General features: G+C 45.3%; 21 protein-coding genes and 1 rRNA gene. 7 read left to right on the top strand and 15 right to left on the bottom strand.

Annotated features, from left to right (window positions below):
* The 4 genes from FTT63_RS09270 to ftsY all read right to left on the bottom strand — a co-directional run.
* Window positions 1–243 (bottom strand): 16S ribosomal RNA (locus FTT63_RS09270); the annotation flags it as partial.
* Window positions 244–729: 486 nt separating this feature from the next.
* Window positions 730–1,389 carry a DUF2057 domain-containing protein gene (locus tag FTT63_RS09265; RefSeq protein ID WP_005178385.1) on the bottom strand — a complete coding sequence of 220 codons (660 nt, stop codon included), beginning with the start codon at window positions 1,387–1,389 and terminating at the stop codon, window positions 730–732.
* Window positions 1,390–1,551: 162 nt separating this feature from the next.
* The gene (locus FTT63_RS09260) at window positions 1,552–2,145 is read right to left on the bottom strand and encodes a nitroreductase family protein (protein ID WP_180192194.1); all 594 of its coding nucleotides are present in this window, start codon (window positions 2,143–2,145) and stop codon (window positions 1,552–1,554) included.
* Window positions 2,146–2,420: 275 nt separating this feature from the next.
* Window positions 2,421–3,521 (bottom strand): signal recognition particle-docking protein FtsY, encoded by a 1,101-nt coding sequence (gene ftsY, locus FTT63_RS09255; protein ID WP_180192193.1) that lies wholly within the window; start codon window positions 3,519–3,521, stop codon window positions 2,421–2,423.
* Between the two features lie 255 nt (window positions 3,522–3,776).
* On the opposite strand from ftsY, the gene FTT63_RS09250 reads away from it, so the two are divergent.
* On the top strand, window positions 3,777–5,093 hold the full coding sequence (locus FTT63_RS09250) for a M16 family metallopeptidase (RefSeq protein ID WP_373685674.1): 1,317 nt from the start codon (window positions 3,777–3,779) through the stop codon (window positions 5,091–5,093).
* 11 nt (window positions 5,094–5,104) lie between these two features.
* On the top strand, window positions 5,105–6,688 hold the full coding sequence (locus tag FTT63_RS09245; protein ID WP_180192192.1) for a pitrilysin family protein: 1,584 nt from the start codon (window positions 5,105–5,107) through the stop codon (window positions 6,686–6,688).
* Here the strand turns inward: FTT63_RS09245 and FTT63_RS09240 are convergent.
* Both FTT63_RS09240 and FTT63_RS09235 read right to left on the bottom strand, forming a co-directional pair.
* Entirely contained in the window at window positions 6,612–6,947 is a 336-nt protein-coding gene (locus tag FTT63_RS09240) for a hypothetical protein (RefSeq protein ID WP_005178398.1), read from the bottom strand. The two genes, FTT63_RS09245 and FTT63_RS09240, sit on opposite strands and share 77 nt — an antisense overlap.
* A 102-nt stretch (window positions 6,948–7,049) precedes the next feature.
* Window positions 7,050–7,409, bottom strand: a complete 360-nt coding sequence (locus FTT63_RS09235; protein ID WP_005178401.1) for a hypothetical protein — start codon at window positions 7,407–7,409, stop codon at window positions 7,050–7,052.
* Window positions 7,410–7,633: 224 nt separating this feature from the next.
* On the opposite strand from FTT63_RS09235, the gene FTT63_RS09230 reads away from it, so the two are divergent.
* From FTT63_RS09230 to FTT63_RS09220, 3 genes are all read left to right on the top strand, one after another.
* Window positions 7,634–7,867, top strand: coding sequence for a hypothetical protein (locus FTT63_RS09230; RefSeq protein WP_005178404.1), 234 nt, complete (start codon window positions 7,634–7,636; stop codon window positions 7,865–7,867).
* A 136-nt stretch (window positions 7,868–8,003) separates the two neighbouring features.
* Entirely contained in the window at window positions 8,004–8,378 is a 375-nt protein-coding gene (locus FTT63_RS09225) for a DUF2750 domain-containing protein (RefSeq protein WP_005178408.1), read from the top strand.
* Between the two features lie 145 nt (window positions 8,379–8,523).
* Window positions 8,524–8,955 carry a CBS domain-containing protein gene (locus FTT63_RS09220; RefSeq protein ID WP_016658998.1) on the top strand — a complete coding sequence of 144 codons (432 nt, stop codon included), beginning with the start codon at window positions 8,524–8,526 and terminating at the stop codon, window positions 8,953–8,955.
* A gap of 112 nt (window positions 8,956–9,067) precedes the next feature.
* Here FTT63_RS09220 and trpB read toward each other — a convergent pair whose 3' ends face one another.
* From trpB to FTT63_RS09175, 9 genes are all read right to left on the bottom strand, one after another.
* Window positions 9,068–10,276, bottom strand: coding sequence for a tryptophan synthase subunit beta (gene trpB / locus FTT63_RS09215; protein ID WP_016658999.1), 1,209 nt, complete (start codon window positions 10,274–10,276; stop codon window positions 9,068–9,070).
* Window positions 10,277–10,302: 26 nt separating this feature from the next.
* Window positions 10,303–11,490: a VWA domain-containing protein gene (locus FTT63_RS09210; RefSeq protein ID WP_005178414.1), complete on the bottom strand. Its 1,188-nt coding sequence runs from the start codon at window positions 11,488–11,490 to the stop codon at window positions 10,303–10,305.
* 15 nt (window positions 11,491–11,505) lie between these two features.
* Window positions 11,506–12,357: a MoxR family ATPase gene (locus FTT63_RS09205; protein ID WP_180192191.1), complete on the bottom strand. Its 852-nt coding sequence runs from the start codon at window positions 12,355–12,357 to the stop codon at window positions 11,506–11,508.
* A gap of 37 nt (window positions 12,358–12,394) precedes the next feature.
* Window positions 12,395–12,778, bottom strand: a complete 384-nt coding sequence (locus FTT63_RS09200; RefSeq protein ID WP_045795396.1) for a hypothetical protein — start codon at window positions 12,776–12,778, stop codon at window positions 12,395–12,397.
* Between the two features lie 21 nt (window positions 12,779–12,799).
* The gene (locus tag FTT63_RS09195; RefSeq protein ID WP_005178417.1) at window positions 12,800–13,108 is read right to left on the bottom strand and encodes a YcgL domain-containing protein; all 309 of its coding nucleotides are present in this window, start codon (window positions 13,106–13,108) and stop codon (window positions 12,800–12,802) included.
* A gap of 129 nt (window positions 13,109–13,237) precedes the next feature.
* The gene (locus FTT63_RS09190; protein WP_104472778.1) at window positions 13,238–14,380 is read right to left on the bottom strand and encodes an HRDC domain-containing protein; all 1,143 of its coding nucleotides are present in this window, start codon (window positions 14,378–14,380) and stop codon (window positions 13,238–13,240) included.
* A gap of 220 nt (window positions 14,381–14,600) precedes the next feature.
* Window positions 14,601–15,197: a recombination mediator RecR gene (recR, locus tag FTT63_RS09185; RefSeq protein WP_005178420.1), complete on the bottom strand. Its 597-nt coding sequence runs from the start codon at window positions 15,195–15,197 to the stop codon at window positions 14,601–14,603.
* 12 nt (window positions 15,198–15,209) lie between these two features.
* Window positions 15,210–15,539, bottom strand: coding sequence for a YbaB/EbfC family nucleoid-associated protein (locus FTT63_RS09180; protein WP_005178423.1), 330 nt, complete (start codon window positions 15,537–15,539; stop codon window positions 15,210–15,212).
* Window positions 15,540–15,619: 80 nt separating this feature from the next.
* Window positions 15,620–16,807: an O-succinylhomoserine sulfhydrylase gene (locus FTT63_RS09175; protein ID WP_104472779.1), complete on the bottom strand. Its 1,188-nt coding sequence runs from the start codon at window positions 16,805–16,807 to the stop codon at window positions 15,620–15,622.
* Between the two features lie 137 nt (window positions 16,808–16,944).
* On the opposite strand from FTT63_RS09175, the gene FTT63_RS09170 reads away from it, so the two are divergent.
* Both FTT63_RS09170 and FTT63_RS09165 read left to right on the top strand, forming a co-directional pair.
* Window positions 16,945–18,051 (top strand): alpha/beta fold hydrolase, encoded by a 1,107-nt coding sequence (locus FTT63_RS09170; RefSeq protein WP_168393805.1) that lies wholly within the window; start codon window positions 16,945–16,947, stop codon window positions 18,049–18,051.
* On the top strand, window positions 18,048–18,920 hold the full coding sequence (locus FTT63_RS09165) for an NAD(P)-dependent oxidoreductase (RefSeq protein WP_127801740.1): 873 nt from the start codon (window positions 18,048–18,050) through the stop codon (window positions 18,918–18,920). Before FTT63_RS09170 ends, FTT63_RS09165 begins: the two co-directional genes overlap by 4 nt.
* Window positions 18,921–18,938 lie beyond the last annotated feature (18 nt).

Below are 18,938 nucleotides of genomic sequence, written 5' to 3'. Positions count from 1 at the left end.
GCTAATCCGACTTAGGCTCATCTATTAGCGCAAGGTCCGAAGATCCCCTGCTTTCCCCCGTAGGGCGTATGCGGTATTAGCATCCCTTTCGGAATGTTGTCCCCCACTAATAGGTAGATTCCTAAGCATTACTCACCCGTCCGCCGCTAGGAATCAGGTGCAAGCACCCTATCCCCGCTCGACTTGCATGTGTTAAGCCTGCCGCCAGCGTTCAATCTGAGCCATGATCAAACTCTTCAGTTTAATACTTTGTAGCACCTTAAAGGGTGCCAATCTTGGCTCATCAATTTCTGACTTAAATTCGCTCAAATAAACTTCGAGTAATTTAAACCAATCAATTAATGAAAATATATTCGATTAATCAACCAGTAAAAATCCACACAAGTTGTTCTTCATAATCTCTTAATGATCTTTCCAACACCTCGTCGGTGCCAGAAGCTGGACTCAAAACACTCGACAACTCAGCGATCCGCCTCGTTCATCACCGTGTATCTCGTCGGTATGGGGTGCATTCTAGAGAAATTTAAAAGCTTTGCAAGCACATTTTATAAAGTTTTAAGAAAAAAGTACCTGTCTGGTTATTTTTAAACCAGATTGCTGCATATTTCATCTGTATTACTAAGTTTAGCTAAGTAATTATAAAAATAAAGTAGTCCACTTAGACTTTAAATCTATAAATAAAAAACCAGCCGAAGCTGGTTTTATAATCTTTTCATTTTATTGCGGTTTTTAATTGGCCTGTTCTGCCAGCCACGACATAAATTTTTGTCGTTCTGTTTTAGACGCTTGTTGCCACAGCTGAATCAGTTGCTGATCTGCACCGGCAACATTGCTAACAGTTGCAACGGGTTTGGTTGTCACGACTGCTTGCGGACTATACACCGCTGCTGGTTGTGTCACCGATACAGGTGCGGCCTGCGCAGATTCTGTTGAAGAAGTACTAAATAAGTTTTGTAAAATGCCACGGTTTAAATCTTTGGCTCCAGCCTGCTGCACCAGCAGCTGATTTTTCGCATCAAATAAACCGAATACCGGCTGCTTGGCAAACTCCTTGGCATCATCATGCGTTTTTGGTGGATTCACCAGCCCTAAACGGTATGTGGCTTTATCTTGTAAAACAGGAGTTTTAATATGCACGATGCCCGAACGTACAATATCGTGTGAACCAATGCCCGGATGCTCTTCAAAAAACTGTACATAACGTACGCTCAGCACATTCTCGCCAGGCTGCACGCTATAGTTATGATTACTGCTAAACAGACGGCTTTTCACTTCCTGACCATTTAAACCTTCAACCTTAATTTCTTCCGGTGCCGTAATGGTCACTGCGGAAAAAGCTGTACTACTTAAACTTAAAGCCAGTGCTGCGAAGGATAAACGTAAAGCCATGCTGTTCACTCTAGTCGATTGTTCAATTTTAGTTGCACTATGCAGCGCTGAAATGACAGTTTTATGACAAAAATGGGGAAAGCCCAATTTCTCTCTTTTTAGTGTCGTTTTGCCATAAAAAAGAGCGCTGAATGCGCCCTTTCTTTGGTTTAGCTATGCAACTTAGTGAAAAGTTTTAAAACGATCTGCATCATTCATAAACTCTTTATCACCCGCTGGTGCTTCAATTGAACCGAACACCAGTTGCGCTCTTAATTTCCAGTTGGCTGGTACATCAAAGGTCGCCGCAACTTCTTCATCAATAATCGGGTTGTAATGCTGTAGCGATGCACCAATGTTGTTTTCTGCCAGCGCAATCCAGGTTGCAAACTGGGCAATCCCTGTTGAATGCTCTGACCATACCGGGAAGTTATCTACATATAGTGCAAACTGTTCTTGCAGTGCTTTCACGACATCTTGGTCTTCATAGAATAACGCAGTACCAAAACCTGCGGCAAAGCTGCTGATTTTGCTGTCAGTTGATGCAAAGTTTTCAGCCGGCACCATTTTACGCAAGGTTTCACGTACAATTTCCCAGAATTTGGCATGTGACTCACCAAACAGAATCACCACACGTGAAGTTTGCGAGTTAAACGAAGATGGGCTTAAACGAACGGCTTCTTTAATAATTTCTTCAATTTTCGCTTCGTCTAGCGCCACATTTTTACCAATTGAGTAAATGGTACGGCGTTTAAGTAAATGATCTTTAAATGACATATCTTTTTCCTTGGTATGGTCTTGTGTTTATAACAGATGGATTTATCTTAACGGCTGCCTGGGCTGGAAAATAGCCCCAGTTTTATAACAATGTGTTGCATTTATGGAACAATAACCGCGCTTATCGTAGATTTTATGAAAACAAGTTAAATTTTAAAGCACGTCAAAGCGGATGGAGCATCATTCCTGCTCTAGGTTTAGATCAATTATTAGGTTTTCTTCCAGTTTAAAGGATATATAAAAAAACTCCGCAAATCGCGGAGTTTTTGAGCTGCTTATTTGTCTGTTTCAAACAGCGCTGCCACAAAGGACTTGGCTGAAAATGGACGCAGGTCATCAATTTTTTCACCCACCCCAATAAAGCGGATAGGCACATGGGTACGGCTGGCAATATTAAACAGCACACCACCTTTGGCGGTACCATCCAGTTTGGTAATAGTTAGACCGGTCAAGCCGACCGCTTCATCAAACATTTCAACCTGGTTAATCGCATTCTGACCGGTACCGGCATCTACCACCAGCATCACTTCATGCGGTGCAGTGGCATCAATTTTTTGCATCACGCGTTTGACTTTGGTCAGTTCCTGCATCAAATGACCTTTGTTATGCAAACGCCCTGCAGTATCGGCAATCAAGACATCCATACCTTTGGCACGCGCACTTTCAAAGGCATCAAAAATGACCGAGGCACTGTCTGCACCATGACCTTGCGCGACCACAGCAACATCATTACGCTCGCCCCAGATTTGCAACTGTTCAGTCGCTGCGGCACGGAAGGTATCACCAGCGGCCAGCATGACTTTCTTGCCTTCACCTTGTAAACGTTTGGCCAGCTTACCAATGGTGGTGGTTTTACCCACACCATTCACGCCCACCACCAGAATGACATACGGATTTTTATTCGAATCAATATGTAACGGTTTAACACGCGGCGCCAGTAAAGCCACCAGCTCTTCCTGCAAGGCTTTATACAACGAGTGTGAATAAATCAGATCGCCACGCGCAGTACGTTCAGTCAGGTTGGCAATAATGGTTTTGGTGGCATCGACACCAATATCGGCCACCAGCAATTGCTCTTCAACTTCTTCTAAAAGTTCATCATCAATTTCTTTACCACCAATTAAGATGTTGACCATCCCATCGGCAAAGTTTTTACGGGTTTTGGTTAACCCTTCTTTCATACGGCTGAAGAAACCGCCTTTTGATTTCTCTTCAGCTGCTTCTGTGGCTACAGGCGCAGAAACAGGTGCTTGTTCTACTTTAGGTGTTTCAACGATAGGTACATTTACCACAGGTAAACTTGGTAAAGTGACATCGTCATCCCCGATATCAGCATCAATCAAAAATTTATTTTGCCCATTAGATTGCTGTTGCATGCCGAATCCTTGAAAAGCAGTGCGTTAAAAAAGTTGGATTCTAACATAAACTGCCCGCTTTGACTTGTCATTGCCAATCATGTGTCGCAGGCTGCAAAAAGTTACAGGATTCCCTTGCTTTCACTGCCCCGTTTCTGAAGAATGAAAGCAAATACAGATGCATTGCGGATCATCTTTGTGATACTGAACAATAAAATTTTGCCTGCTGTGGTTCATCATTTAAAACAACAACGTTTCGCCCTTACCCTACTTCTGATCGGTTTCTCATCGAGCGCTTTGGCGGCCAGTACCCAAAGCGAGCTGGCACGCAGTACCGTTGAAACCACGTTAAAAAACGGTTTAAAAGTCATTATTCGTGAAGATCATCGTTCGCCGATGGTGATGACTCAAATCTGGTACAAAGTTGGTAGCAGTGATGAGTCGGGAAATCTACTCGGCATTTCCCATGCACTGGAACACATGATGTTCAAAGGCACACATAAAGTGCCGAATGATGAGTTTACCCGACTCAGCCGGATTTACGGCGGCCGGGTCAATGCCTCGACCTTTACCAATTACACCAATTATTATCAGCTGTATCCAAAAACCTATTTTCCGATGGCGCTGGAGCTTGAAGCCGACCGGATGCGTAATTTATTGCTGCGCCAGCAGGATTTTGCCACCGAAATCAAAGTGGTGATGGAAGAACGGCGCCAGCGTACCGATGACAATCCGCGCGCTTTGGCTTTTGAACGGTTTAAATGGATTGCCTACCCGACCAGTCATTATCGCCAGCCGATTATTGGGCATATGAAAGATTTGCAAAATATCCAGCTGGAGGATTTACGTCAGTGGTACAAGCAATGGTATAGCCCGAATAATGCCATTTTAATTATTGTCGGCGATGTTAATGCTGAAGCGGCTTTGCTCCAGGTACAAAAATACTTTGCAGATATTCCAGCGCGCAGCCTGCCAGCCCGCAATGATGTCCGCGAATTTGAACGTCTGGGCTATCGGCACATGGAACTGAATTTTCCGGTTCAGGTGCCGAATTTGTATATGGCCTGGAATGTCCGTTCGCTAACGACTGCGACCAATCCGCAAGATGCCTATGCGCTCACCATTATTCAGCATTTATTAGACAGCGGCATTTCTTCGCGCCTGCAGCAGCGTCTGATTCGTGAGCAAAAACTCTTAAGTGCCTTAAGCGTCAGCTATGATCCGTATAATCGTGGCGACAGCCTGTTTACCATTTCAGCTTTACCGGTGGATGGCGTGGATCTGGCCCAAGCCGAACAGGCGATTCAGGCTGAAATTGAACGCCTAAAAACCGAGCTGGTGCATGAACAGGAAGTGAAACGCGTGACAGCCAAGTTTGTGTCGAATTTGCTTTATAGTCAGGATGATCTGGCTGGACAGGCCAAGATGATGGGCAATCTGGAAGTCAACGGATTGAGTTATCGCCTGATGGATGAATTACCTCAGCATTTTGAAACCGTACGCCCGCAAGACATTCAACGCGTCGCCAATGTCTATTTTGTGCGTGACAATTTGACCACCTTATATTTGCGTCCACACAGCAAGTCACCCTAAAGGATACCGACATGCCCTATTTCCGTTCCTGCGTTCTGGTGGCCAGCTTATTTGCGATCAGTTCTGCGCAGGCCAATGTCAATACCACCACCGAAGTGGATGAAAATCCAAATACCTTACAATCTCTGCCGCTGCTGCAAAGTCTCAGAAATATTAATCAGCAGAAATTGGATTATCGCGCGCCTTATGTGCATGACCTGAACAACCGTTATCAGGTCAGAACCCTGTTTGTGGAAACACAGGACTTGCCAATTCTGGATATACAGCTGACCTTTAATGCCGGTGCCGCGCGTGATCGGGAAATTGAAAGCGGCTTATACGGCGTGGCCAATATGGCCGCCCAGCTCTTAGATGAAGGCACGCCCAAATATAACGCACAACAAGTGGCTGCCGTGTTTGAACAGGTCGGTGCGCAGTTTAGTGCGCGAGCCTATCGGGATATGTTTATTGTCAAATTACGGGTGCTGTCTGACCCGGAAAAACTGGAACCGGCTTTAGCCATGATGATGGAACTGCTCAAACATGCCACCTTTGAAAAACAGAGTATTGGCATGGTGGTCAGCAATAACCAGCTGGGGCAAAAACAGCTGAAAGAAAATCCCAGCCGGATGATGGAGATTCAGCTGTATCGCAGCTTATATGGGCAACATCCTTATGCCCAGCCAATTAACGGCACCAATGGCAGTATTCAGCGGATTCAGCCCAAACATCTGCAACAGTTCCGTGAGCAGTTTCTGGTGGCGCAGAATATGAATATTGCCATTACCGGAAAAATGCAGGCCAAAGCAGCTTTAAATCTGGCAGAACGTATTGCCGGCAACTTAGCGCAAGGTCAGGCGGCTGCACCACTCCCCACACCCATCACAGCAAATGGCTTTCAGATTGTACACATGCCCTATCAGTCCAGTCAGGCGCATATTGTGCTCGGTCATATTGGCACCACACGTCATGATCCAGACCGGCTGGCTCTAGAAGTGGCCAATCGTATGCTCGGCGGTAGCGGCTTTCATTCTGTTTTGATGAAAGAACTGCGGGTAAAACGCGGCTATACCTATGGCGCATCCAGCAGCATGAGTTTTAGTCAGGCACCGGGTGTATTTCACATCAGCTACTCAACCCGGCAAGATCAACTGATGGACAGTATTCGTGTCGCGCATAAGGCACTGGTCGATTTTGTCCGTGAACCGATTGATCCGAAACAGCTGGAAGAAACCAAAAACGGCTTGTTAAGAGCCTATCCCAACCATTACAGCAGCAATGCCAGTATTAATGCCCAGCTCGGCAGTTTGGGATTTTATGGACAATCGGCACAGAGCCTGAGTGAATATTCAGTGCAGCTCAGTAAAATTAGCGCCGAAGATGTGCAAGCTGCGGTACGCCGGCATCTGCATCCGGAACATCTGACCGTGATTGTAGTCAGTGAAAGTTTAGACAAAGCGGCTTTAGAACAAGTTTTACAACACAATTTACAGACCACCAGCAGTCAATCGCTTCCTCAGATTGAAGATATTCCGGCGATTAATATGCCTCCACATCCAGAGGAGGAAGTTGTTTTGCCTGACCCAGTTCCATCTGATGGGCCTGCATCAATTTAAGATATTGCCCATAACGCACCTGTGGCTGCTGCATTAAGCGCACAGCCATCTCCTGAGTTTCAGGATACATCGACTGCTGTGACAGATACTCAATATTCTGAAATTGTACGGACCCGACCGGGCGATAAAGTGCAATGGAAGATAACAGGAGAATAATGACAATAATGCTGACCACTACCCCATTATAAATTTGCTCTAACGTGAGTCGTGATTTTAATTGAATGAATAATTGAGAAATTTTTTGTATTGCGTCATGCATAGCCTACCTCGAATAGCCGTAGTGTAGGATGCTAGCGGTATTTGCACAAGATAGATGACCCAATTTTACCCGAACTGGCGAGTAAAATTGAGCCACTGCTGCTTAAGTCATCAGCGCGCGGAATACGGTATACAGGATAATACCCGCGACAATGGCCAGCACAATGAAGATGGCAAAGATACTGACCCCTTTTTCGGCATCAGCCGGATGCAGTTCATCATCATCGGCAATGCTGATTAGCTCACCATTATAAATACGGTAGAATTCTTCACGCTGCTGTGGATCGAGTGTACTGGTAAAGTCATGCACACGTTTACGCTGCGCCAGACAATACTCACCTAAATGAATTTCCTGATGGAACACCGCCTCATCGAGTTTTTTACGGTGATGATGGGCCAGCTCGATAATCTGCTCCGCACGTAAAGGCAGATCAAAGTTAAAACCGTCTATTGTATTTGTCATGTGGCTCTCCTTTTTATGTTACCTTTCTTATATGCATATCATAATAAAATTATAGAGTGTTCAATGTTTAATCATGTAAACTTGAAATATCACGGATCTGCCCCATCTCTTAGTTGACATTTCCACGAATGTGTAATATTAGTTTAACACAACCTCGATAAACTATTATTTAGACTGGCTATACAGTCTTTATTGCGATCATAATTAAAATAAAGGAGTTTTATATGATTCAGAGTATCTCTCACCATGATCTTGAAATTGCATATGCAAATGCGGTTAACACCATTCAATCACAGATGAACTTCCAAGATGCTGTGGCTGAACTTGAACAGGTTGCCCGCGCGGGTCATGGCAAAGCCGCTATGTTCTTGGCTGAACTGTACTATCAAGGCTTCCGCGTAGAACGCGATTCACTCAAAGCACAGTACTGGCAGAATATGGCCACCATGCAAGCATAAACAGACGTCACCTAGGTGGCGTTTTTTAATGCCTGAAATTTGTTTTTTATATTTGTTTACGATTTAACGCAAAGCTTAAACGCTTTATTCATCTGAATTTCCTACAATACAGGCACCACATTAGTGTTTATATGACATGAACCAGATTAAGTCTTTAAAACCCGCTGCCCAAGATATTCACATGAAAATCAGTATTCTAAAATCAATGATGTATTGCGGGGTACTTTGGGGGCTATATCATCAGGGTTGGGCCATGACCTCCGATCAGGATGATTTTATTTTTCCCTTTTGGTTAAACGGTGTCCAAGCCTATAAATATGCCAAGAAACACTGGCCAAACTACACTCCGCGCCAGATTAGCCCGCAGGATTTTCAGAATTCTTTGCTACCGACCTTAACCCGTTTAAAAGTTACACCGGCGCTGTGTCATTGTTCCAGCCAGCAATTCAAGCTGACCACACAGCAAATGAAACACTTTTTCTTTAATGACGCCCAGTTAAAGACCGCTTAACGTAGAGATTCATGCACCATTAAACCTCAATGAAAACAATATGACTGCTGATTATGGCCTCTAATGATAAAACTATTGGCATTTTTCAAAATTGAGGTTAAGTTAGAACCCATACCAAGAACAAAAATGGCAAGGACCAGACAGAATGACCAATGTAACACACGTATTAAAAGATAAGCATAGCCAGGAAATATACACCGTTAGTCCAGAAGCAACTGTACTCGAAGCAATTTCAATTATGGCCGATAAAGGCATCGGGGCGCTTGTAGTGACCCATGAAGGCCAAGTGGTCGGGATTTTATCCGAGCGTGACTACACCCGTAAAATTGCGTTGATGGAACGCTCTTCTTATGACACCACCGTCAATGAGATTATGACCGCAAAGGTACTGACCGTGACCCAAAGCACCAGTGTAGAAGACTGTTTGAGCCTGATGACCGATCGTCATTTACGTCATTTACCGGTAGTAGAAAATGACAAACTGGTCGGACTGGTGTCGATTGGCGACTTGGTAAAAGCAGTAATGGATGATCAACGTAAACTGATCGACCAGCTACAACAATATATTGCCAGCTAAACAGACAATATAAAAAACAAAAAAACTCTCCTTCAAGAGAGTTTTTTTTATGGCTAGCCTTTTAAAAAACGATCTTTTTTAAAACTGCTCGTTTAAAAGAGACTAAACAGGATTAATTCAAGCCCAGCTTGTGTGCCACATAGTCCGCATCTTTGTCACCGCGACCAGACAGGTTCACCACAATATTGGTGTCTTTGGACATTTTTGGTGCTTCACGCATTGCCCATGCGACCGCATGCGAGCTTTCCAGTGCCGGCACAATCCCTTCAACCCGTGATAGCTGAATAAAGGCGTCCAGACACTCCTGATCAGTAGCAGTGGTATATTCGACACGACCAGCATCTTTCAGGAAGCTGTGCTGTGGCCCTACACCCGGATAATCCAGCCCAGATGCAATCGAGTGTACCGGGAGTGGCTCACCCTGCTCATCTTCCAGCACATAACAGGCCATACCGTGTAACTGACCCGGTTTACCTAAGGTGAGGGTTGCAGAGTGCATATCGGTATTCAAGCCATGACCGGCTGGCTCAACACCGACCAGCTTCACTTCCGGATCATTCAGAAACGCGGTAAAAGCGCCCACAGCATTAGAACCACCACCGACACAAGCCACAATATAATCCGGCTGTGCACCAAAACGTTCCTGCGCCTGAACTTTAATTTCATCACCAATAATGGCCTGGAAATCACGTACCATCATCGGGAATGGATGCGGTCCCACCACCGAACCAATCGCATAAATATAGTTTTTCGGATCTTTTAAGTATTCTTCGAAGGCGCTGTCTACCGCATCTTTTAAGGTTGCAGTGCCGCGGGTCACGGAAATCAGCTTGGCGCCCAGAATTTTCATTTTTACGACATTGGGATGTTCTTTCTCAATATCGACCTGACCCATGTGAATTTCGCATGGAATACCGACCAGGGCACAGGCGGTTGCCAATGCCACGCCATGCTGACCAGCGCCAGTTTCGGCAATGACTTTGGTTTTGCCCATATATTTGGCCAGCAAGGCTTCACCTAAACAATGGTTAATTTTATGCGCGCCGGTGTGATTTAAATCTTCACGTTTTAAATAGATTTGTGCCCCGCCCAACTGCTCAGATAAACGCTTGGCATGAAATAGCGGACTTGGACGACCCACATAATGTGCGAATAGCTCAGCCAGTTCCTGCTGAAATTCCGGAGTCTGACGAATTTCTTCGTAGGCCACTTTAATATCATCCATCGCCGCTTTCAGATGCGGTGGAATAAACTGCCCGCCATATTCACCAAAAAAGCCATCTTCATTGGGTAAGGCAACGCCATTCATCTGAGAGTTCATGCAGTATTCCTTCTATTTTATGAAGCTTAACGCGCCAAATAACGGGTTAAATCTTCAATCCCCTTTAACGTCATGGGATACATATGATTTTCAAAAATTTGCTGAATTAAACCGATGGTCTGGGTGTAGTGCCAATATTGCTCTTGTTCCGGGTTCAGCCAGGCGGTTTTATCAAAATGCTGGCGTAAACGGCGCAACCACACTTGCCCGGCCTCATCATTCATATATTCCACTGAACCCCCAACGGCATTCAGCTCATAAGGTGCCATACTGGCATCCCCGACCACAATCACACGATAGTCGCGTCCATAGGTATTGAATAAATCCCAGGTATTCATACGGGTGTGTGAACGGCGTACATTGTCTTTCCAGACATAATCGTACAGGCAGTTATGAAAATAAAAATATTCCAACGTTTTAAATTCGGTTTTGGCCGCACTAAACAGCTTTTCACACTGGGCGATGTGCGCATCCATGGAGCCGCCGACATCAAACAGCATTAACACTTTAACCCGGTTACGCCGTTCGGGTACCAGTTGCACATCCAGAATACCCTGTTTGGCGGTTTCACGAATGGTGCCATCGACATCTAATTCTTCAGCCGCGCCCTGACGGGCAAACTTGCGCAGACGGCGCAGCGCCATTTGCATTTGCCGTGAACCGAGCAGCTGGTCATCATCCAGATTACGGTATTGACGCTGTTCCCAGACTTTAACCGCTGAACGTTTACGGCCCGGCCCGCCTATACGCACCCCTTCAGGATGATCACCATAGGCACCAAACGGCGAGGTTCCACCGGTCCCAATCATGCGGTTACCGCCCTGATGCTTTTTATGCTGTTCGCGTAAACGCTCTTCCAGCATTTTCATCAGCTCTTCCAATGAACCGGCTTTTTTCAGTTCTTCGCGCTGCTCTGGGGTTAAATGCTTTTCCAGTAGCTCCAGATCGAACCAGTCTTTGGGTAATTTATGGACTTGATTGAGCAATTCATCCAGATCAAAGGTAGAGATACCATCAAAGTAATCTTTCATGGCCCGGTCAAACTTGTCAAAAAAGCGTTCATCCTTGACCATAATGGTTTTGGCCAGATGATAAAACTCATCTTGATTGGCAAAGACCAGACCTTCTGCCACTGCACGGTTCAGGTCAATCAGTTCGCGGGTGGTGACCGGGACGCCGTATTTTCTTAAGGTATAAAACAATCGCACAAACATGTGGCGATTACTCCCTTAACGACGAGCCATAAAGGCTAAGCGTTCCAGTAACTGAACATCCTGCTCGTTTTTAATCAGCGCACCGTACAACGGTGGAATGGCTTTGGTTTTGTCAGCATTACGCAGAATATCGTCCGGCATGTCATCCGCCATTAACAGGCTTAGCCAGTCAATCAGCTCAGAGGTTGAAGGCGGTTTTTTCAGGCCCGGAATCTGGCGTAGTTTAAAGAACACCTGTAAGGCTTCTGACACCAAAGTCGTGGAGATATTCGGGAAATGTACATTGATGATGTCGCGCATGGTGGCTTCATCAGGGAAATCAATATAATGGAAGAAACAGCGACGCAAGAAAGCATCGGGCAGTTCTTTTTCATTATTGGAAGTGATGATCACAATCGGACGCTGCGTTGCGCTAATGGTTTCGCCAGTTTCATAAACGAAAAAGGACATTTTATCCAGCTCATGCAGCAAGTCGTTTGGAAACTCGATATCGGCCTTGTCAATTTCATCAATCAGCAGTACACAGCGCTCTTCACTGCTAAACGCTTCCCACAGTTTGCCCGGCTTGATGTAGTTTTTAATATCATAAACCCGGTCATCCCCCAGCTGGCTATCACGTAAACGCGACACGGCATCATATTCATACAGGCCTTGCTGGGCTTTGGTGGTCGATTTGATATGCCAGGTAATCAGTTTCAGTCTCAGGCTTTGCGCAACCTGCTCGGCCAGTAAGGTTTTACCGGTACCCGGTTCACCTTTAATTAACAGGGGCTTTTGTAAACGACGTGCCGCCTGCACCGCCAGCTTTAAGCTGTCAGTGGCGATGTATTGATCAGTACCAGTGAAGTGTTGTGTATCTACAGACATGAGATAACCTTATTTCAATTTAAACTTATTTTTGTAATTAAAGCGCTGTGCTGTTGTTCTTGGCAGCAAGACCTGCCTTACGCTGGCTATATTTAGACCAGAAATAACCAACCACCAGTCCTAAACCAATCACCACCAGAATGGCAGATAAATTGGACCAGACCAGCGGCATTTCCTTGGTTAATACACCAAACAGCAAACCAAAGGTGGCCGGTGCAATACCTGCATTATGCCCTTCGGAAATGGTAGGCGTCAGCAAGATAGCAAAGACCACAATCCAGCTTACGCCGCCAAGTGGATGAGGCAGACGTTTGGCAATTTCATACCAGCACCATAAAATAATCAGGCTACCCAGCAGATAGACCGTAACGGCAATGGTATTTTCAGGAATTGATTCTAAAAAAGTCATTAAATTTTCCATCACTCAACTCCTGAATTTAACTTAGGCACCGCGTAAGCCTTCTGGCTCAACCGCATTCGGATTAATTAAACCTTCTGGCGGCATTTGAATAAAGAAGCCTTTGGTTTGAATCGAATCCATGACATGCAGAATATTGGCCCGCGCGAGTTTACGGTTTTCATGCAATTCTAAATCCATGACAAACGTTGCACGACCAAATGCAGTACGCAGTACTTCCGGTACCACTTCAAGCGGATCTGCCGCTTCTGCTTGATCATCTTGGCTTTCAATACGAGCGACATAAAGATACATTTCATCTTTTTTGCTCGATTTATAAATTGAACAGAACATATTCAGCACAATACTCGTTTAACTCAGGCCAAAGCATACATCAAAAAAAAGACGGATACATTAGTGATTATTAACGCATCAGTCGTGATTGTGTACAAATCATAATTCTGGCAGCAGTTTGCTGTTTTTTTAATCCATCACTTTCATATGATTGGATAAATACTGCTGATCTTGATGCAGCACTTCAATCAGCGGCTTGGTCAGCAGATCATAACGCCAGCCCAATAAATAGCTTGGTAAATCCTGCTCATCATTTTTAAATACCACATGCTGATACAGGGCATTCAGCCATTTTTTCCGCATCAGCACTTCTTTAGGGATGCCGGTTTCATTGACGCCGCGTTGAATCACCTGCTCAATGTGCTGCCCGACTTCTTTGGAAGAATGGCGAATTGGACGCGCCATGCGCAGCGGCCAATGCTCTGGATCGGGCAGGAATTTCAACAGGTCTAAAATAGTTTTGCCATGTTCACGTAAAATATTCGGACGGATTTCCTTCACGTGTGACAGCTGGAAATTATTTTTCGGATTTTTTTCAACCAGATCCAGTAAGGTGGTATTTTTCAGAATAAAGCTGCGTGGCTGGTTTAAAGCCTTAACCATCTGTTCACGCCAGACCACCAATTGCTGCAACTGCATGAGCTGACGGCGTGAATGGCGGTAATTACCGACATCCTGATACAGACGCTCTAGCGGTGTATCTTCCCCAATTTCCTGGGTTAAATGACGGCAATCTTCTACCACCAGATTCAGTAACGATTTTTGCTGCAAGTCCTGCTGTACTTTTTCTGCCAGTTGCATTAAATACAGCACATCATTGGCTGCATATTGCAACTGTTCCGGTGATAATGGTCGCGCCAGCCAGTCCGAACGGGTCTGATCTTTGTCAATATCGACTTCCAGCACCTGCTTTAAAGCATTCTGATAGCTGACCTGCAAACCATAGCCCAAAAAGGACATCCCAACCTGGGTATCAAATACGTTTTTTAGTGATTTTTGCTGGGCATAATGATAGATCAGGTCAATATCTTCGCCGCAAGCATGGAAAATATTCTGCTGCGCCTGGAAGATTTTTTCCCAGAACGCCGAAAGATTCAGCGTTGTTCCATCCAACAAATAAACTTTTCCTGCGACATTAATCTGGAACACCCCCAATTTGGGCCATAAGGTATCAACCTTGATGAATTCGGTATCCAGTCCATAGGTAGAGTTTTGACTCATTAATGTTAAAACATTTTCAAAGTCTTGTTGCTGTTGAATAAATTGGAACATAGCAGAGAGAGTCGTTAAAGTTTCTCAAGGGGTATTTTAACCAATAAATATAATTTAGCTATAAAAAAATAAAACTTACGGTATATTTTGCTGATTTTTTTTAAAGTTTAAGCCCAAGATAAACAAAAGTTTATATTTTTTATATCTTAGTTAAAGTTTCAATATTTGATTAAGACCCAATTTAAAAAGTTGAAATCTGATGAAATAAGCACCGGAGTACTTATTTCATGCGCATACGGTTATGGACAGCCTGACTTAAAGTGTGACTGTCGATATATTCCAGTTCACCACCTTGCGGCACGCCCTGGGCAATCCGGGTCATCTGCACCGGTAAATGCTTGGTCGCTTCGACCAGATAATGCGCCGTCGCCTGACCTTCTACCGTGGCATTGGTCGCCAGAATCACTTCTTTGACCTGACCCGAGCTTAAACGGTGAATTAAAGCTGGAATCCCGATTTCTTCCGGGCCAATCCCGTCAAGCGGCGATAAATGCCCGCCCAAGACATGATATTTACCGCGGAAGCTGCCACTTTGTTCAATTGCCATGACATCGGCTGGTGATTCCACCACGCAGAGTAATTCTTCATCACGTTCCGAAGATGCGCAGATATTGCACACTTCATCTTCGGTTAAAGAATGGCAGATGGAACATTCGTGAATATGCGTGGTCGCCTCATTTAAGGCATAAGCCAGACCCAGCGCGCCTTCACGGTTTTTCATGATCAGGTGCAAGGCCATGCGCTGGGCCGATTTTGGCCCAACACTTGGCAAAATACGCAAGGCTTGTACCAGTTGATCAAAACGATCGCTGAACACAGATGCGCTACCTTAGAACATGCCTGCCAAACCTGGTGGTAAGCCCATACCAGAATTCGCTGCTTTCATACGTTCTTCAGAAATGGTTTCTGCCTGACGCGCTGCATCATTCATGGCCGCAGCAATCAGGTCTTCAATCATGTCTGGATCGTCTTGTAACAGTTCAGGATTGATTTCAATACGCTTCACCACGTTACGGCAGGTCATGGTTACTTTGACCAGACCACCGCCCGCTTCGGCATGCACTTCAGTTTGTGCCAGTTCTTCTTTGGCTTTCTTGATATTGTTTTCTACTTCTTTCTGCATGCGCTGCGCTTGCTGCATTAACATATTAATGTTCATAAAAATCTCCGAACAAAACTGACATCTTTGGCTAAGCACTCTACACGAAAATTCAGCAAAAAGATGTCAGAATTTATAAATTAAATCAGGTCTAAACCACGGCTAAGGTCGCGAATAATATCATCAATATCTTCCAGACCCACAGAAACACGAATTAAACCTTCTGAAATACCGGCTTGCTGTTTGGCTTCGGCAGACATACGGCCATGTGAGGTGGTGGCAGGATGGGTAATCGTAGATTTTACATCGCCCAGGTTACTGGTAATGGATAAGAAACGCGTGTTATCAATGACAGTCCATGCGCCTTCACGCTCACCTTTCACCACGAACGATACAACACCGCCAAAACCGCTTTGTTGTTTTTTCGCTAACTCATGCCCTGGATGCTGCGGCAAGCCAGCGTAATATACGGTTTCCACTTTTGGATGAGCATCCAGCCATTCTGCCAGCTTCTGCGCACTGGCGCAGTGGGCTTTCATCCGCAGGTTCAGGGTTTCCAGACCTTTAAGGAAGACCCAGGCATTAAACGGACTCATCGAGTTACCCAGGGTACGAATCACGCCATTAATTTCTTCCAGCAGCTGGTGATTACCCACCACAGCACCACCCAGGGCACGGCCCTGACCATCAATATATTTGGTTGATGAATAAATGATTAAATCCGCACCAAATTTAATCGGCTGCTGCAAAACCGGGGTACAGAAAGTATTGTCGACGGCAAACAAGGCATTGGCTGCATGGGCAATATCGGCAATCGCTTGCAGATTACCGACCTGTGCCAACGGGTTAGATGGGGTTTCAATAAACAGTAAACGTGTATTCGGGCGAATCGCCTGCTGCCAGGCCGCTAAATCTTCCAGATCAACAAAGGTTACATCTACGCCAAATTTCATGACGTATTTTTCAAATAATGAAATGATCGAACCGAATACCGCGCGTGAACACACCACATGATCGCCGGCTTTTAAATAGGCTAGGGTAATTGCATGTACTGCAGCCATACCTGAACTGGTGGCCACGGCACGTTCTGCGCCATCGAGCACTGCTAAGCGTTTTTCAAAAGTATGGACAGTCGGATTGGTATAACGGGAATAGGTATTCCCTTCAATTTGCCCAGAAAATTTGGCGGCTGCATCAGCTGCACTTTCACAAACAAAAGACGATGTTAAAAAGATGGGTTCACTATGCTCACCCTCGAAGGTACGGTCATGACCAGTACGAATTGCCAAAGTATCTAACTGATATTCGATCTCGTCTTGTTCGCTCATCTCGATTTTCGCCCTTAGACTACCGTTATAAGAATTGCCAACATTTTGAGCGCCCAAGGTGTTTAAGGTCAAGGTAAAATATGGAAATATCGCTTAGACTTCATCCAACTCAGCGTCATGACAAGCAGATAGAGGCTATGAACCCAGTACAGAAAAAATTTGCAGATCAACGCAAGAAGTTAAAAAACTTATCGACCCGGCTTTTTAACAGCAAGACTTTGGTGCTCTCCCAAACCACACCGTATGAGATCATTGGCGAATACCAACACGCACAAATCCGTTATTACGCTTCACCCAATAAAGCCTATCAGGAGCCGCTGGTCTTTGTTGCGCCGCTGGCGATTAATATGGCGATTTATGATTTGTATCCCTATCGCTCTTTAATCAAGCATTTCCAGCATAGCGGTTTTGATGTCTACCTGATTGACTGGGGACGTTTAAACTATACCCATCGTCATTTAAATTTTATGTACTTTATTAATGCTGCGATTCCGCATTGTATTGAGCAGATTCGACAGCATTCCCATAGTGAGCAGATTTCCCTGCATGGCTGGAGTATGGCCGGCGTCTTTGTGATGCTGTATACCGCCTATCGTCAACCTCAGATCGTGAAAAACCTGATGGTGCTGGGCAGCCCGGTAGACAGTTATGCTTCCGGTCGTATCGGCCAGCTGTTTAAACGCAGCAACCAGCTGATTTCACGTAATCACAAATTAAAACAGGCCTTACATCAGGGCTCTATTCCCCCACATTTCATTCATACGCCCGGCATCATCAACGCTTTAGGTTTTAAAATTCTAGATCCTAAAGGCTGGCTGGACAGTCAGCGCCAGCTGTTTCTCAACCTGCATGATCCGCAAATACTGCATGAACATGCCACGCTGGGGAATTTCCTGAACAATATGATCGATTATCCGGGCGGGATTAATCAGGACATGGTACTGAATGTCTGGCTGCAAAATCCGCTGAAAAACGGCATTATCCGCCTGAAGGATGAACATATTGAACTAAAAAATATTCGCTGTTCTTTATTTGTCGGGGCCGGGCAAAGCGACCAGATTGTGACGGCTGCCGCTGCACAGCCTTTAAGCCAGTTGACAAGTAGTACAGATGTCACGTTTACTCTTATTCCGGGTGGTCACTTAGGCCTGATGTCCAGCCAGAAAAGTGCCAATGAATTCTGGCCCAAGCTGACCCGTTGGCTCGAGCAAAGATCAACAAAAATACACAAGGAAACCGCATGATTCAGTCCGTTGCATTTATTGGTTTGGGCGCTATGGGATACCGCATGGCCGCACATTTACCCCAGCATTTTGATACAGTCTATGTCTGGAACCGTAATTTTGCCAAAGCCGAACAACACGCAGCGGAATATGCTACACAGGCGGTTCAGCTTGAACAGGCCGTACAGGCCGATGTGATTTTTTCCTGCCTGCCGACCAGCCAGGATGTAGAACATCTGTTAGAGGGTTTGACGCTAAAAGCCGGCTCTATCTGGGTAGACTGTACCAGCGGTGTGCCTGATTCTGCCAAAAAAGTGGCTGCGCAGCTCAAAGCACAACAGGTCGATTTTTTAGATGCACCTGTGAGTGGACAAACCATCGGTGCAGAAAAAGGCACCTTAACCGTGATGGTGGGCGGTGATGCGCAAGCTTTTGAAAAAGCCCTACCCGCAATGCAGGCTTTTGGGCAACTGATCAAGCATGTCGGTGAACCGGGCGCTGGTTTTGCTGTTAAAGCCATTAACAACATGTTGATGGCTGTGAATTTATGCGCCGTTGCCGAAGGATTTACCACCTTAAAAGCGCATGGGGTAAACTTAAACGAAGCGCTGGATTGTATTAATGCCTCAAGCGGCAAAAGCGCGGTAACGGAAATGGTATTACCCCAGCGTATTCTTAATCGCGCATTTCCACTAACCTTTGCCCTGCCGCTACTGGCCAAAGACACCGGAATTGCTTTAGACTTGGTACGCGATGCAAAACTTTCAGCACCAGTACTCGGGCTGGCCCAAAGTTTGATTCAGGCTGCCAATGCTACTGCTGAACCAGATAGCGACTTCTCCAGCGCCGTTAAAATGTATGAGGCCTGGAGCAAGATTACAATTGAGTAAGATCTGGCCATTGAATAA

Source organism: Acinetobacter sp. C15 (genome assembly GCF_013420645.1).
GTDB lineage: Bacteria > Pseudomonadota > Gammaproteobacteria > Pseudomonadales > Moraxellaceae > Acinetobacter > Acinetobacter indicus.
The sequence above is the reverse complement of the archived record's forward strand: the minus strand, read 5'-3'. Positions and strand labels throughout refer to the sequence as shown.

Excerpts from the sequence above, each read along its gene's own strand:
- FTT63_RS09205 (WP_180192191.1), bottom strand. The coding sequence starts at position 12,357 with ATGTCTGTAGATACACAACACTTCACTGGTACTGATCAATACATCGCC.
- FTT63_RS09260 (WP_180192194.1), bottom strand. The coding sequence starts at position 2,145 with ATGTCATTTAAAGATCATTTACTTAAACGCCGTACCATTTACTCAATT.
- FTT63_RS09180 (WP_005178423.1), bottom strand. The coding sequence starts at position 15,539 with ATGAACATTAATATGTTAATGCAGCAAGCGCAGCGCATGCAGAAAGAA.
- ftsY (WP_180192193.1), bottom strand. The coding sequence starts at position 3,521 with ATGCAACAGCAATCTAATGGGCAAAATAAATTTTTGATTGATGCTGAT.
- FTT63_RS09230 (WP_005178404.1), top strand. The coding sequence starts at position 7,634 with ATGATTCAGAGTATCTCTCACCATGATCTTGAAATTGCATATGCAAAT.
- FTT63_RS09190 (WP_104472778.1), bottom strand. The coding sequence starts at position 14,380 with ATGTTCCAATTTATTCAACAGCAACAAGACTTTGAAAATGTTTTAACA.
- FTT63_RS09245 (WP_180192192.1), top strand. The coding sequence starts at position 5,105 with ATGCCCTATTTCCGTTCCTGCGTTCTGGTGGCCAGCTTATTTGCGATC.
- FTT63_RS09200 (WP_045795396.1), bottom strand. The coding sequence starts at position 12,778 with ATGGAAAATTTAATGACTTTTTTAGAATCAATTCCTGAAAATACCATT.
- FTT63_RS09220 (WP_016658998.1), top strand. The coding sequence starts at position 8,524 with ATGACCAATGTAACACACGTATTAAAAGATAAGCATAGCCAGGAAATA.
- FTT63_RS09170 (WP_168393805.1), top strand. The coding sequence starts at position 16,945 with ATGAACCCAGTACAGAAAAAATTTGCAGATCAACGCAAGAAGTTAAAA.
- trpB (WP_016658999.1), bottom strand. The coding sequence starts at position 10,276 with ATGAACTCTCAGATGAATGGCGTTGCCTTACCCAATGAAGATGGCTTT.
- FTT63_RS09235 (WP_005178401.1), bottom strand. The coding sequence starts at position 7,409 with ATGACAAATACAATAGACGGTTTTAACTTTGATCTGCCTTTACGTGCG.
- FTT63_RS09165 (WP_127801740.1), top strand. The coding sequence starts at position 18,048 with ATGATTCAGTCCGTTGCATTTATTGGTTTGGGCGCTATGGGATACCGC.
- FTT63_RS09195 (WP_005178417.1), bottom strand. The coding sequence starts at position 13,108 with ATGTTCTGTTCAATTTATAAATCGAGCAAAAAAGATGAAATGTATCTT.
- FTT63_RS09225 (WP_005178408.1), top strand. The coding sequence starts at position 8,004 with ATGAACCAGATTAAGTCTTTAAAACCCGCTGCCCAAGATATTCACATG.
- FTT63_RS09175 (WP_104472779.1), bottom strand. The coding sequence starts at position 16,807 with ATGAGCGAACAAGACGAGATCGAATATCAGTTAGATACTTTGGCAATT.
- FTT63_RS09240 (WP_005178398.1), bottom strand. The coding sequence starts at position 6,947 with ATGCATGACGCAATACAAAAAATTTCTCAATTATTCATTCAATTAAAA.
- FTT63_RS09265 (WP_005178385.1), bottom strand. The coding sequence starts at position 1,389 with ATGGCTTTACGTTTATCCTTCGCAGCACTGGCTTTAAGTTTAAGTAGT.
- FTT63_RS09210 (WP_005178414.1), bottom strand. The coding sequence starts at position 11,490 with ATGTTTGTGCGATTGTTTTATACCTTAAGAAAATACGGCGTCCCGGTC.